Here is a 16,852-nt window from a genome sequence, read left to right on the forward strand (position 1 = left end):
TCAGAATAGGATTAGAAAATGACTGGTCTGTGGTTCTTGGCAGTATGCAGTCCCGCTTTCGCTTATAGTCCTCGCTGCGCTCTGGGCTATTCCGCTCAATCTGGTTTAGGTGGCTTGGCTGGTACAGATATCAAAGGCTAATTATCCAAACGTTCCGACGGAACGAAACGCCAATTGTACAATTGGCTACACAGGAGTCGTCCCGGTAAGACGAATATTTTGTTTTCATAAGAACAAGGTGAATGGCTTTTAACTTATTATCACAGTTCGTCCTGTCAGAACAACAGCCGCTATGAAACATTGTCCCTTGATTTATTAAAAAGAAAAACATTTTATCATTAACTGGAAATGATCGGATCTGCGCGTTTGGCATTTTTAGCCTCCCGCCCGTTGCAAGGTGGGCAGTTGAAGGGCGCCCTAAGGTTGTTAAGTTAAGCCTTCAATTCAGCACAATTTAACCACAGATAAATAGGGCGTACACAGATATAAAATTCTTGTTTATCTGTGGTTAAATTGTTGATGCTGGCTTCTTATAAGTTTTGGTGCCGGCGATAAGATTTTAAAATCTTAAAGGTATGTTCGAACTCATGACTGCTCAGGTTAGTATAATCCGGCATAGAGAGCTTATGCACCGTTAAAAAGTTTAGCAGTTCTTTAATTACGTTCGATACTTCTTCCGATTCTTCGGTATGCTTTAAGGTTTCAATCTTATTTAATAACAGGGCAATCTCGAATATCTTAAAGTTATTCCTGGCCGTAATAGCCAGTCCGTTATTCGTTTCTATAAGTGCCTGTTCATAATTATTGGTGGCATTGTAAAAGTTGGCTTTAAGTACACTAAAGCTGGCCAATATAAAATTGGTATAATAGGTATAATCGCTGCTGATGATTTTATCAACGAATTGTATAATGCGCTGTGCTTTTTTAAAATAGTTGAGCTTGATGTAAGTTTGGCCTAAATGCAGCAATAAAAAAGGAGAAAAAACAGAATATCTTACATAAAAAATATTAGGATACTTACTTAAAATGGCCATGATAAAGCGATGGCATTCTGCATAGCTTTTTTGCGAAAATAAGGTGATCAGTACTAACCGGTAAGAGAGTATTTCAGCAGAAGTGATCTCTTCATTTTTTTGTGGTTTACTCTGGTCTATCTCCTGGCAAAGCTTTACTATTTTCTCTTCGAGGGTTTTGCTCTCGTTGGGTTTATTAACGAGGTTATTGTAGAAGTAAAGAATTAAATCATAAGGATTGATGGGGAAAAGTTCGTTTAATCTTTTGTAATTCCGCTTTAACAGCTGCATGGTATTGGCTAAAGCTATTTTATCTACATCAATTAGATTAACGTTACATTCAATTACATGCAGCATGATCTGAATGTCTTCATTCAGTACATTCTCCGAAATGGTTTTGATGGTTTCCTTATACAGGTCGCTCATGGTTCGTCCTGTAGCTACAATGTCGATAAAATCGATACCAACGCTTAACTTATTGAAGTTTGAATTAGGTTTACTAAGTTCGTACTTAGACACATAACAGATAAAATCAAAAGCATTGTTTTTTTCACTGTTGGTAAACGGTAACCTGTAAATGTTTTTTAGGGCCGCAATTTCGTTCCGGGTGATACAGAACCTGATTGCCCAGTTGAGTATATGGTTTCTCAGAGAGGTTTGACCAGGGAAATTGCTTAAAATATGTTCGAAAAATGATTTACAAGGCTTATAATCAAATTTATCAGTGATCTGTATAAATAGGAAATAGGTATAAATATCATCATTTAGAAAACGGACAATTTCAGTAGGAATGGTTGTACTTAACCTTTTTTCTTCGATGATGATCCCTACTTGTAAAAGTTCTTCGTATGCATCGGGATAACAATTGATATAGCTTAAGATTTTTTCTTTGGAAACCCTTAATTTCTTATTCCCTTCTGAGATGCAATCGCTAATTTTTTTAAGGAGAAATACTTTTTCGGTACTCTTTTTTGCCAAAAACACGCGTTTCTCTAAAAAATAGCTAATTAATTCGTAACATAACAAAGGATTGCTCAGTTCAAGGTGGTGGTTCTCTTCCTTAAGCTTAAAATAAACCTGTAGCCAAAATGGTGTTTTAAACTGAGATAACAGGGGCACGCTTACATCGGTGCGGTTGATGATTTTGTTTTCTACATGGCTTAAGGTGTAAAGTACCTCATCGGCATTTAACGACGGCACATTACTTAGGGTTTCCTGATCATAAAATAAGCCCGTATACCAGGCTTTAGTTAGAGATGCGGAACCATAAATAGCAGGCTGAAGATTGATCCAACTATTTGTTCTGAGGCCAAATACAAGCTTAACAAAGTTGTTTTCTTCAATGCTATATAAGAAATCGATAAACATCTTAAAATAACTGCTTCTTCCTAAGTGTTCATCAATTCCATCAACAATAATGATGAAACGACCTTCTCTCTTTTCTGGATTTTTTTTAAAAAAACTGATCAGCTCGGAAAGGCTCCCGAATTTAAATTCTTTTAAAAACCAGTCTTTTAAAGTATCTCCGTTTTGAATAATGGTATTAATGCTGGTAGAATTAACCATTAAAACAATGTCGTTTTTATAAAGCGCGTTTTCCGATAAGAAAAAATACTCTACCATATGTGCAAGCAGTATCGATTTTCCCTGGCCAGGTTGAGCACTTATGGTTGTAAACAGGTAATTGTTTTTTAAGAAATAATCAAAATCAGGATAAAAAAAACTTCTGTTGGCCGTAGCATTAAATGGAACGCCAGAATTATTTTTTTGGGCAATTAACGATACCTCTGTGATGGCATGTGCTTTTAGTTTTAAATCCTGCCAGATACTTTGAACGGAGGTAGTCTGATTTTCCTTGTCTTTACAGAATGAATCCCAGTCGTTATAGCCTATATACTGCGATAAGCTGTTTAAAGTAAATAAGGAAAATTTATGTAGTGTATTCGCAAAGCCAAAGAATCGCTTAATGGTTGTTTCACTTACATAGTTTTTGGTTTCTTGAAATACATATTCAGAAATAATTTTACAATGAGCTGGGTCGATATTTCTCAAACCAGATTTTATGAGGACAAATTTCCTGAGTTCGATAAGGAGATCGTTAGCATTCATTAATTAACAGATGGGATGACTACCGCTAATGTCATCATAATTTCACAATTGAGGAAATCTATTCACGAAGAAAGCCTCGTATGAATAAAATGAATGAAACAGAATGAATAAAAATGAATAGCAATGGATAGGATAGGATGCCATTCTAGATTTAGATTTGTCATTATATAATGCACTGCCAAACATTTACCTAACAGCAGCATTAGCGCATAGTATGTCTCCTAAAATAACGCCTGACATGATGAAAACTCATACTTTTTCGTCCCTAAATGGGATAATTCGCAATACTTGTGTTGCCATCATCATTGTATTAACGCTCTTCTCCGCTAAATCGTATTCGCAAACTAAAATTTTTGCAAATACAGTTACCAAGTCAGATCACGTAACCAATGCAACCAATGCAACATTGAACGACAATACCTTTGCATCGGTTAATTCGTATGGCGGAGTTGCTGTTGGTATAGGATCGTATAGCGGCGAACTGGAACTAAAATATCCGGCCCCGGTTGCTGCTGGAGTTACTTCTTATATCAGGATAGACTTTGATGGAGATATCCTGAACAGGCTACTGGGCGGTAGCTTAGGTACTTTACTGGCTAATGTGGGCGGAACGGTAGTTCTGGGGAACCATTCGTTCCAGGTTGGTGCCAGAAACGGCGCTACAGCAGTACCCCCAACAGGTGGAAATAGTGTTGATGGCTTTTCTTCAGATTATTTACGGCTGGTAAAAGATGCAAACGGTTTCTTTTACATTGAAATAACCCCAACACAGGCTTACGACAGGGTGTTTATAAAAGACGTAACCAATGCGCTTCTGCTTTCAGTTTCCAATAGCACTAAGGTTTATTACTCGTTTTATACTTCAGGTACCGACCCCTGCGCGCAGGCGTTTACTACCGGCTATGAAGGAACCGGTATTACACTCGATGCATTACAATTGGGTAGTTCGGGTGTAACTAATAGTGAAAGGGCAATTGATTCAGATCCAAATAATTATTCTCAACTCAGTTTAGGTGTACTTGGCGTGGGCGCATCCATTAGCCAAAATTTTTATTTTGCAACACCATCAAATCCTGGCGATGATATTAACCTGAGAATCAGCTCTTCTCCTGCGTTATTAACGGCCGGGCTTTTACAAAATATATCAATAACAGCATACAATGGCGGTACCCAGGTGTATACCGGATCGGTTCCGACTGTGCTAAATCTAGACCTGCTTGGCTTATTGAATAGCGGGCAACCGGTATCTATACCTTTTTCTCCAGGTGCCAATGTGGTGTACGACAGGGTGAAGGTAACACTGGGTTCGGTGGTAAACTTAAATCTTACCCAAACCTTAAATGTTTATGGCGTAATCCGGTCAGCTGGCAGGCCAACACCAGCAAGTACTGCAATTTCTGCATGTTATAACAGTACAGTAGCTTTAAATGCAACTACGCCTTCTACTAACGAATTAAGGTGGTATGATGCAATTGAAGGAGGAACGGCCTTACAAACTGTTGCTTTTGACGGCACCTTTACAACCCCACCATTAACCGCTAACAAAACTTATTATGTTGCTGCCAGAAGGCTTGGCTGTACGGCAGAATCAACAAGGATTCCTGTTACAATTACCGTAAACCCACAAATTATTTTTAATGGGGCAACTTTACCGAATGCTACACCAGGCTTTGCTTATTCTAAACAATTGGATGCAGCCACAGGTGGAACAGCGGGTTATACTTATGCTGTAGCCGCAGGCAGTACACTACCAGCTGGTTTAACGCTATCATCAACTGGTGCAATTACAGGAACACCAACGGTAAGTGGTAATTCGACATTTGATGTAGTGGCTACTGACAGTAAAGGCTGTAAAGCAACTGCAACCTATAATTTAACGGTTACAGCTTCACTGGTGTTTGTTCCAGGCACATTACCTGATGGTATAACCGGAACGGCTTATCCTACACAGACTATTCCTGCCGCTACCGGTGGAACAGGACCATATACTTACAGTGCAACGGGGGTGCCTCCGGGCTTAACGTTTAACCCGGCAACAAGAGAAATTACCGGAACGCCAACACAACCTGGAATATATTCGATTCCGGTTACAGTTGTTGATGCTAATGGAAACACCATTGTTGCGAGTTATTCGATTAAAATTACTGATCCATTTATATTGCCAACAGCCACCTTAGCTGATGGTACAGTTGGAACAGCTTATCCTGCGCAGGTTATTCCAAGTGCAACTGGCGGAACAACACCTTATACCTATTCAGCAACAGGTCTTCCTCCAGGTTTAACTTTTAATCCATCAACCAGGGCCATTACCGGTACACCAACAACACCTGGAACATATACTGTTCCGGTTACTGTAACCGATGCTGATGGAAAAACTGCAACTACAAACTATAGTATTACAATAAATAATCCGTTGGTACTTCCGGCAGCAACCTTGCCGGATGGAACAGAGGGCGTGGCTTATGCCACACAAGTGTTGCCAGCTGCTACAGGCGGTGTCGGACCATATACTTATGTGGCAACAGATCTTCCTCCGGGATTATCTTTTAACCCGGCTACAAGAGAGGTTACAGGTACGCCAACTCAGGCTGGTAATTATGCAATCGGTGTTACGGTTACTGATAGTCAAGGTAAAACAGCAAGTAATACTTATGCTGTTAAGGTAAATGGTACCTTAACTTTACCTACAAAAACTTTACCTAACGGAGTGGTTGGTTCTTCATACTTACCGCAAACATTGCCTGCTGTAACAGGTGGTACCGCACCTTATACCTATGTAGCTACGAACCTTCCTCCGGGATTGTCTTTTAATCCAACAACAAGAGAAATTTCAGGTACACCAACACAGGGTGGCAACTATAATATTTCTGTAACAGCTACAGATGCCAATAATAATAAAGCAACTACCGCTTATGCCATAACCATAACTGTAAATGCACCTGTTGTGGCTTCGGCTACAGTATGTAGTGGAAGTTCTGCTACTTTAACAGTAAGTAACCTTCAGGCCGGCGTAACTTATAATTGGTATGCCTCAACCGGAAGCACCCCATTAGTAACCGGCAATAATGGTACTTTTGTAACACCTGTTGTAAATTCGGCAACTGTATTTTATGTAGAAGCTGTTTCCGGAACGGCAGTTAGTTCAAGAACATCGGTTACAGTTTCAGTTAACCCACCTGCCACTTTAGCAACGGTTACCACCAATAACCAGGTCATCAACTCCGGACAAAGCGCAACTTTAACTGCTACTGCTGACGCAGGAAATACCATAGCCTGGTTTGATGCGCCAACTGCCGGAACGCAGGTTGGAACAGGAACTTCGTTCACTACACCAGCTTTAACGGCAACCAAAACTTATTATATTGAAACTACAAGCAGCAATGGCTGTAAAAGTGCAAGTCGTGTGCCGGTAACAGTAACCGTAATTAACGGTGGCGGTGCTACAGCTTGTAATGCGGCTAATAGTCAGAATACCGGTATTAATGGTATCTGTCTACTTTGTGGTATAAGTGGTGCAGGTAATTCAACTGATGCTGATGCCAACAACTTCACCAGGATTTCTCTGGCTGTAGGTGTTGCCGCAACCGGTTACCAACAGTTAATTTTTCCATCTGTTGGAACAGCTACTGATAGCATTCGCTTAGATTTAGCTTTACCAACGGGTTTAGCCGATGTTGGCCTTTTAAATAATGTAACCGTTACGGTATTAAATGGTACTACAGTTGTAAAAACGGTACAATTAAACGGCGGGTTATTAAGTCTTCAACTTTTATCCGGAAATCGTTTTGCTGCAACTGTTTTAGCAGGAGGAGCTTATGATAGGGTTCAGGTGAGCTTTGGGGCACTGGTTTCGGCTTTAACCAGCTTAGATATTTATGGAGCAACAGTAGTTTATCCTAATCCAACATTTATATCAGGTGCACAATCTATTTGTTCGGGTAGCACTGCAACATTAAGTGCAACGGCAAATGGTGGTACAACTTTAGCCTGGTTCGATGCGCCAACAGGTGGAACACAGGTTGGAACTGGAGCAAACTTCACTACTCCGGCATTAACCACAACAACTACTTATTATGTTCAGGTAACTAAAGGAACCTGCTCAAATACAACCAGGGTTCCGGTAGTGATTACTGTTAATCCGGCAATTGTATTTGCGGGTACTACGTTGACCAATGCAACAATTGCCTCTCCATACAGCAAACAGTTACCGGTAGCTACCGGCGGAACGCCAGGTTATACCTATGCCTTAGCTGCTGGTAGTACCTTGCCAGCTGGTTTAAGCCTATCGGCAAGTGGCCTGGTAAGCGGAACACCAACTGCAACAGGTAACCCAACATTCGATGTTGTAGTAACTGATACAAAAGGTTGTACTACCACAGCAACATTTACTTTAACTGTAACACCTGCATTGGCACTCACTCCGGGAGCATTACCTAACGGTGTAACAGGTACAGCTTATACTACAAACGGAATTCCAGCCGCAACAGGCGGAACCGGACCATATACTTACACGGCTACAGGTGTTCCTCCAGGATTAACTTTTAATCCGGCAACGAGAGAAATCACAGGTACGCCAACTCAAACCGGAACCTTTACAATTCCGGTTACGGTAACTGATGCCAATGGCAATACCATTACTTCTAATTATACGCTTAAAGTAACTGATCCATTGGTTTTACCAGCAGCCACTTTAGCTAATGGAATTACCGGTACAGTTTATCCTACTCAAACTATTCCATCTGCAACAGGTGGTTCAGCACCTTATACTTATGCTGCAACCGGTCTTCCTCCGGGTTTAACCTTCGATCCGGCAACAAGAGCAATTACCGGAACACCTACACAATCCGGAACTTTCACAGTACCGGTAACCGTTACTGATGCCGATGGAAAAACGACAACCAGTAACTATACAATCGTAGTGGTTGATCCTTTATTGTTGCCAACAGCAACTTTACCTGATGGAACAGAAGGAACAGTTTACGCTACCCAAACCCTGCCTTCGGCCACCGGTGGTGTTGGACCTTATACCTATGTTGCCAGCAACCTTCCGCCGGGATTAACTTTTGATCCGGCAACGAGACAAGTTTCAGGAACACCTACGCAGGCCGGAAATTATTCGATCGGCGTAACTGCTACCGATAGTGAAGGCAGAACAGCAAGTAATACTTATGCACTTAAAGTAATAGGTGTACTATCATTACCTGGTGCAACTTTACCAAACGGCACAGTAGGTACCCCTTACCCAACACAAACTTTACCAGCGGTAACAGGCGGAACAGCACCATATACTTATTTGGCTACAAACCTTCCTCCGGGATTAAGTTTTAATACAGCCACAAGGGAAATTACAGGAACACCAACTTTAGGTGGAACTTTTACGATCTCTTTAACTGCAACAGATGCAAACGGAAACAAAGCCACAACAGCCTATAGCTTAACCGTAACGGTTGATGCACCAGTGGTTGCTGCAGCTACAGTGTGCGCCGGAAGTCCGGCTACATTAAGCGTTAGCAATTTACAGGCCGGAGTAACTTACAACTGGTATGCTTCTACCGGAAGTACACCATTGGCTACCAATAATACAGGTGTTTTTGTAACACCTGCAGTAACTGCTCCAACAGTATATTATGTTGAGGCGGTATCAGGAACTGCAGTAAGTTCAAGAACTGCAGTTAATGTTTCGGTTAACCCGCCAGCTACAGCGGCAACGGTAACCACCAACAACCAGGTAATTAATGCCGGTCAGTCTACCACTTTATTGGCAACAGCTGATGCCGGAAATACCATTCAATGGTACGATGCTGCTACAGGCGGAACACAGGTAGGAACCGGTACTTCATTTACGACCCCTGTGCTTAACGCAACTACTACCTATTATGTAGAAACCACCAATGCAAATGGTTGCAAAAGTGCAAGTAGAGTACCAGTAACCGTAACCGTATTAAATAACAATGGTGGTACTGCCTGTAACGCTGCAAATTCGCAAAACTCTGGTATAAACGGAATTTGTTTATTGTGCGGTATAACCGGCCCAGGAAATTCTACTGATGCCGATCCTACTAACTTTACCAGAATATCTCTTGCAGTAGGTGTAACCGGATCTGGTTACCAACAATTAATTTTCCCTAATGCTGGAACAGCTACGGATAGTCTTCGTTTAGACTTGGCATTACCAACCGGTTTGGCAGATGTTGGTCTATTAAACAATGTAACGGTTACCATATTAAATGGTACTACGGTTGTAAAAACAGTACAATTAAACGGTGGGCTATTAAATCTGCGGTTGTTATCGGGTAACCGTTTCACTGCCACTATACTAGCGGGTGGTGCTTACGATAGGGTACAGGTTAGTTTCGGAGCCTTAGTTACCGCTTTAACCAGCTTAGATATTTACGGTGCAACAGTAGTTTATCCTAATCCAACGATAACAGCGGGTGCACAGACCATCTGTGCCGGAAGCACAGCGACTTTAACCGCAACAGCAAATGGTGGTACAACATTGGCCTGGTACGATGCTGCAACTGGTGGTACGCAGTTGGCCACCGGCGAAACATTTACTACACCAGCTTTAACCGCCACCACAACTTATTATATCCAGGTAAGCAAAGCAGGTTGCCCGAACACAACAAGAGTTCCGGTTACTGTAACGGTTACCCCGGCATTACCAACACCGGTACTGGCAACAATTGCCAATGTTTGTGAGGGGTCATCAGCAACTTTATCGGTTGCCAACCCTGATCCGGCAGTAACATACAAATGGTACGATGCCGCAACTGCTGGTAATTTAGTATTTACCGGGGCGGTATTCCAAACCCCGGCGTTAACAGCAGCTACTACTTACTATGTGGAGGCATCGCAAGGTAACTGTACAAGTACTGCACGTGCTGCAGCAGCGGTATCAGTAAATCCTCGTCCGGCTTTACCTGTGGTAACTGCGAGTTCATCAACTGTAAGTGCTGGTCAAACAGCCATTTTAACTGCCAGTTCTGCAGATCCAACCAACACTTTTAACTGGTACACTTCTAATACTTCAACTACACCGGTTTATGTAGGTGCAACTTATGTTACTCCACCGTTGTTGGCCACTACTACATATTATGTAGAGTCAGTTTCTACAAATGGTTGTGCATCAGCAAGCCGGGTACAGATTACGATAACAGTTGATGGCAACGGTTCTCCTAATCCGGTTCCTTGCGAGGCGGCAACAACACAGGTAAATGGGGTTACAGGTGTAGCTTTATTATCGGGTGTGTTTAACCCTACCTTGGCGATTGATAACGATACACAAACTGCATCTTCATTGGTAATGCCAGTTGGGGCACTTGGTGCATCGGTTTATCAAAGAGTCGGTTTTGGATCGTTATCTAAAGTAGGCGATACCGTACGTGTATTGGTATCATCACCAGGAAAATTATTATCACTTGCGTTATTGGGTAACGCTGCAGTTACTACTTATGTTGGAAGCAACAGTAATGGCGATTCGCACCTGTTAAACGATAACTTAATTAATATCCAATTATTAAGCGGCAATACACAGGCCTTAATCACTTTTGTTCCAACGAATGTTTTCGATGGGGTAGAGGTTAGGTTAAACTCAGGTTTATTGGGCGCTTTAACTTCGATTAACTTAAATTACGCACAACGTATTTTAATGGCGCCAACAGTAACGGCTGCCAATGTTACCTCTTGTGTAGGTTCTACTGCACAGCTGCAGGTGAGCAATCCATCAGCAGGTTTAACTTACAGGTGGTATGATGCAAGCGGTACTTACCTAAGCGGTAAAGACGGTGTTATATTTACTACTCCGGTTTTAACAGGCGATACTAAATTCTATGTGGCTGCAGTTTCAGCAACGGGTTGTGTAAGCTACAAAACAGTAGTAAATGTGACTACAAATCCTGCTCCGGTAACGCCTGATTTACTTTCGGCATCGGTTAATACCTGCCCTAACACATCGGTTACCTTCCAGGTTAAAAATCCGGTTGCTGGTACCACTTATAACTGGTACGATACCGCAACCTCAACTACTGTATTATTTACCGGTGATAACTTTACTACACCGTTAATTACGGCAGACAGAAGTTATTTTGTGGCTGCGGTAAACAGCTGTGGTACATCATCAACCAGAACTGAAGGTAAAATTGTACTTGGAACCATTGATGTTCCGGTAATTACACCACCATCAATAACCATTAGTGAAGGTTCTGTTGCTGTATTAAAAGCAACTTCGAGTACAGCGGGAGCAACCATTAACTGGTACACTACTGCCAACGGAACAGTTCCGGTATACACTGGCGAAACCTATGTAACGCCACAATTAAGCAGTACAACTACTTATTATGTAGAGGCTACCATACCAGGCGGATGTACTGCAACGAGCAGGGCAACCGTAACTGTAACGGTAATTCCTAATGGTGGCCCGATACCTACCCCTTGTGGAGCGGCTACAACAACAGTTGCAAGCGGTGTAACAGGTGTAGCAGTATTGGCCGGCGTGTACAACCCTTCTTTTGCGGTTGATAACGACATCAACACAGGATCTAGCCTGGTTATCCCGGTTGGCTTATTAGGTGCATCTGTTTATCACCAGGTTGGTTTTACTGGATTATCGAATGTAGGCGATACCTTAAGAGTAAAAATTACTACTCCGGGTACATTGCTTTCGGTAGCTGTACTACCTAACTTAACAGTAACCACTTTCCAGGGAACAACCAGCAATAACGATGCAGTTTCTGTATCTAACCCATTAATTAGTTTAAAACTATTAAGCGGTGGAACATCGGCTATATTAACTTTCGTACCGACCAGCAGGTTTGATGGAGTAGAATTGAGGTTGAACTCGGGTTTACTCGGAGCACTAACCTCAGTTAATTTCGATTATGCACAAAGGGTAATCACAGCGCCTACAGTTAGCGCCGCTACAGCAAGTGCTTGTCAAGGATCATCAGCAACCTTAAATGTTCAGAATCCACAGGCAGGTGTAGTGTACAAATGGTACCTGGGTACAACTTATCAAACAGGAAAAGACGGGGCAACTTTCACAACCGATCCAACTTTAGCTGCCGGAACCTATGTTTATTCGGTAACTGCAACAGCTAATGGCTGTGAAACTTTAGGTACTAAAGTAACAGTAACCGTATTGCCTCCGGCAGTAGCACCAATTCCGTCAACTACTAATCCGGCTACTACTTGTATAGGTACATCGGCTACCTTGAGTGTACAGGCAGTTGCTGGCATTACTTACAACTGGTATGATGCGGCCACAGGTGGAAATATGTTGGTAACCAATAACAGCAGCTTTAATACGCCTGCAACACTTGCAGCAGGAACCTACGATTATTATGTAGAAGCCGTAAGTGGAGCAGCCTGTTCAAGCTCAACCCGTACCAAGGTTTCAATTACGGTTAATCCATCGGCATTACCTACTGATTTAACGGTAACCGGAACAACTTCACTATGTGCTTCTGGTACGGCAGTACTTACTGCAGCCAGCACCACGGTAACCAGTCCGGTATTTACCTGGTACAGTGATGCAGCTTTAACACAGGTGGCTTATGTTGGAGCAGTGTTTACTACACCAGCAATTACAGCCACCACCAAATATTATGTTACTGTTGGCGGAACAAATAAATGCGCTAACACGGCAGGTAATGCAAAAGAGGTTACCATTACAGTAAACCCTGTTGCAGGCCCATCTGATATCAATTTAGCTGGAACAAGTACAGTGTGCGGCGGTTCCTCAGTTACTTTAACTGCAACAAGTACAACTGTAACCAACCCGGTATTTACCTGGTATAGTGATGCCGCTTTAACAACGGTAGCATTTACCGGAGCTAGCTTTGTTACGCCAACACTTAATGCTACAACCACTTATTATGTAACGGTTAAAGGCGATAATAAATGCGAAAATACGCCAGCTACTGCAAAATCGATTACCATTACAGTTAATCCTGCTGCTACTGATGCTGACATTACTGCAAGCGGAAACACTTCAATCTGTAAAGGATCAACGGCAGCATTATCTGCCTCAACAACGACGGTAATTAATCCGGTGTTTACCTGGTACAGTAATGCTGCTTTAACAACTGTAGCTTACGTAGGAGCAAACTTTACTACACCAGTACTGAATGCAAGTACAACTTATTATGTAACCGTTAGGGGTGATAACAAATGTGAAAATTCAGCTGCTAACGCTAAAGCAGTTACCGTAACCGTTAAGGATTTTGCTACTGCTGCAGACATTGCAGTAAGCAACGCCCAAATCTGTTCAGGCTCTACCGTAATGTTAATGGCCTCGAGTACCACGGTAACACAACCAGTATTTACCTGGTACAGCGATGCTTCATTAACCAACGTGGTATTTACCGGACCAACCTTTACCATAGCTGGCTTAACCGCTACGACCACTTATTATGTAAGTGTTAAAGGAACCAATAAATGCGAAAATGCTGCAGCCGATGCTAAAGCTGTAACCGTAATAGTTAATCCATTGGCTACCACTACCGATATTATTCTTAACGGAAGCACAACTGCTTGCGCAGGCTCATCGGCAGTATTAAGTGCAACTTCGGTAACAGTAACCAATCCGGTATTTACCTGGTACAGTGATGCGGCTTTAACCAATGTAAGTTTCGTTGGCGCTACGTTTACTACGCCGCCTTTAAATACAACTACTACTTATTATGTAACGGTTAAAGGCGACAATAAATGTGAGAATGCGCCTGGTACGGCAAGGGTGATCACCATTACGGTAAGCCCGGTTGCTACAGCTTCTGATATCACGGCTGCTGATGCAACAATCTGCTCTGGATCTGGTACTACCCTGGTGGCAAGTACAACAACGGTAACCAACCCAACATTTACCTGGTACAACGACGCTGCTTTAACTTCGGTTGCTTATGTCGGCGCATCATTTGTTACCCCGGTATTAACGGCAACAACTAAATATTATGTTACAGTTAAAGGCGATAATAAATGTGAAAACTCAGGTATTACTGCCAAAGTGGTAACTGTAAACGTTAATCAAGGTGCAACAGCTGCAGATATTACCTTATCTACACCTACAATAGTATGCGGATCGGGTACAGCGGTAATCAATGCAAGCTCAACAACAGTAACCAGTCCGATATTTACCTGGTACAACGATGCTTCATTAACCAGTGTGGCCTTTACCGGACCAATATTTACCACACCGGTACTAACCACTACCACCACTTATTATGTAACTGTAAAAGGTGCTAACAAATGTGAAAACAGTGCCGCAAATGCAGCAAGTGTTACCATTAAGGTTAACCCAGTAGCAGTTGCAGCTGATATTGTGGTAAGCGGTTCAACCAGTGTTTGCGGAGGATCTAAAGCCGTATTAACAGCAAGCAGCACAACAGTTACCAATCCGGTATTTACCTGGTATACCAATGCAACTTTAACTGATGTAGCTTTTGTAGGTGCAGTATTTACCACGCCAACATTAGCCGCAAACACTACTTATTATGTAACTGTAAAAGGCGATAACAAATGTGAAAACAGCGCGGCAACGGCCAAATCTGTTAATATTGTTGTTAACCCGGTAGCTTCGGCAACTGATGTTACTGCCGCAGATGCAACCATTTGTGCAGGCTCGTCAGCCAGCTTAGTGGCCACTACCACAACAGTAACTAATCCAATATTTACCTGGTACAGCGATGCTGCTTTAACAACACCAGTATTTACGGGAGCAACGTTTAACACACCGGCATTAAATGCAGCAACTAAATATTACCTAACCGTAAAAGGCGATAACAGATGTGAGAGTTCAGCAGCAAATGCGAAAGTAGTTACCGTTAATGTAAATACAGGTGCAACCGCTGCCGATATAACATTATCAACCCCTGCCAGGATATGTGGCTCTGGAACAGCAGTAATCAGTGCAAGCTCGACAACAGTAACCAGTCCGATATTTACCTGGTACAATGATGCTTCATTAACAAGTGTTGCCTTTACCGGACCAATATTTACTACTCCTGTATTAACGGCTACCAAAACTTATTATGTAACCGTTAAAGGTGCCAACAGGTGTGAAAACACAGCAGCAAATGCAAAAACAGTAACCGTAACGGTTAATCCAAATGCTGTTGCAACAGATATTACAGTAAATGGATCAACTTCAGTTTGTGCAAGTACGGCTGCAACTTTGGCTGCAACAAGCACAACGGTTACCAATCCAATATTTACCTGGTATAGCGATGCTTCTTTAAACACAGTAGTATTTACAGGTTCAGTGTTTACCACACCAGTATTAACTGCCAGTACAACTTATTATGTAACCGTTAAAGGGGATAATAAATGTGAAAACACGGCAGCAAATGCAAGGGCAGTAGCCGTTACCGTAAGTGCAGCACCAAACAACCCTGTAGTGTCTGTTCCAAACGGAGGCATATGTGCAGGAGATGGTGCTACCCTAACCGTAACCAATGCACAGGCAGGTGTTACCTACGAATGGTACAATGCAGCAGTTGGTGGTAATTTATTATTCACAGGCACTACATTCAATGTAACAGCTTTAGCGGCAACAACAGATTACTACGTTTTAGCAATCGGAACCGGAGGTTGTAACAACAATGGTGGCCGTGTTAAAGTAACGGTTACTGTTAATGCGAAACCAACGGTACCAACAGTGGCCTCATCATCAGTTAGTGTTTGTACAGGCAGTTCAGCTGTATTAACTGTTACAAACCCTCAAACAGGTGTAACTTACAATTGGTACACGGCATCAGCAGGTGGAACATTAGCCGGAACGGGTGTAAACTTTACAACACCTGCAGTTAATGCAAACATCACCTACTATGTTGAAGGTGCAAACGGAACTTGTACATCGTCATCCAGAACACCGGTAAATGTAACTGCATTACCTGTACCAGTTGCACCGGCATCGGTAACAGCGGCAAATGGAACACTTTGTGCTGGTAGTTCAACCATATTAACTGTAAATAATCCGGTAACAGGATTAGTATACAGATGGTATGCTGCAAGCTCAGGCGGGGCAGTATTGGCCGAAGGTATAACCTTTACTACACCAAACTTAACTGCTACCACCATCTATTATGTAGAGGCAATAGCCGTTGGAGGTTGTGCTAGTCCGACAAGAACAAGTGTTACCGTTAATGTATTGCCAGTACTGGAAAAACCAGTAGTGGTGGTGCAAAACACAACACCAAACAGTGTAAACTTTGCATGGGCTGCGGTTGCAGGTGCTACGGCATACGAGGTTTCTTTAGACAATGGTTTAACCTGGGTTAATCCAACAAGCGGATCAACCGGAACAAGCCATTTGGTTACCGGTTTAAAACCAGATCAAAGTGTAACCATCATTGTAAGGGCCAGAGGTCAGATTGAGTGTCAAACCAGTGCAAATTCTAACCCGGTAACTGGCAAGGCTGCAAATCCTTTTGGAGATCAGGTTTACATACCAAATGCATTTACTCCGAATAACGACGGTAAAAACGATGTCTTCCTAATCTATGGTAATACCATAGCAAGTGCGAAAATGAGTATTTACACACAATGGGGTCAATTGATATTCCAATCAGATAATGTCGCAAATGGATGGGATGGAACCTTCAAAGGTGTAAATCAACCGATTGGGGTTTATGTTTACATGGTCGATATTACATTCACCAATGGAACAACATCATTGAGAAAAGGTACTGTAACGCTGATTAGATAAGAAGAGGATTAATAATAAACAGATAAAA

At 42.2% G+C, this 16,852-nt stretch carries 2 protein-coding genes; one reads left to right on the top strand and one right to left on the bottom strand.

Annotation, left to right across the window (positions count from 1 at the left end):
• Positions 1 to 530: 530 nt before the first annotated feature.
• Positions 531 to 3,122: a hypothetical protein gene (locus tag ACFSR6_RS12615; RefSeq protein WP_379079400.1), complete on the bottom strand. Its 2,592-nt coding sequence runs from the start codon at positions 3,120 to 3,122 to the stop codon at positions 531 to 533.
• A gap of 238 nt (positions 3,123 to 3,360) precedes the next feature.
• Here ACFSR6_RS12615 and ACFSR6_RS12620 point away from each other — a divergent pair, with 238 nt between their 5' ends.
• Positions 3,361 to 16,824 carry an Ig-like domain-containing protein gene (locus tag ACFSR6_RS12620; RefSeq protein ID WP_379079402.1) on the top strand — a complete coding sequence of 4,488 codons (13,464 nt, stop codon included), beginning with the start codon at positions 3,361 to 3,363 and terminating at the stop codon, positions 16,822 to 16,824.
• Positions 16,825 to 16,852 lie beyond the last annotated feature (28 nt).

It is taken from the genome of Pedobacter vanadiisoli (assembly GCF_042684385.1).
GTDB classification, from domain to species: Bacteria; Bacteroidota; Bacteroidia; order Sphingobacteriales; family Sphingobacteriaceae; genus Pedobacter; species Pedobacter vanadiisoli.

Coding starts and splice junctions, on each gene's coding strand:
- ACFSR6_RS12620 (WP_379079402.1), top strand. CDS start 3,361: ATGATGAAAACTCATACTTTTTCGTCCCTAAATGGGATAATTCGCAAT.
- ACFSR6_RS12615 (WP_379079400.1), bottom strand. CDS start 3,122: ATGAATGCTAACGATCTCCTTATCGAACTCAGGAAATTTGTCCTCATA.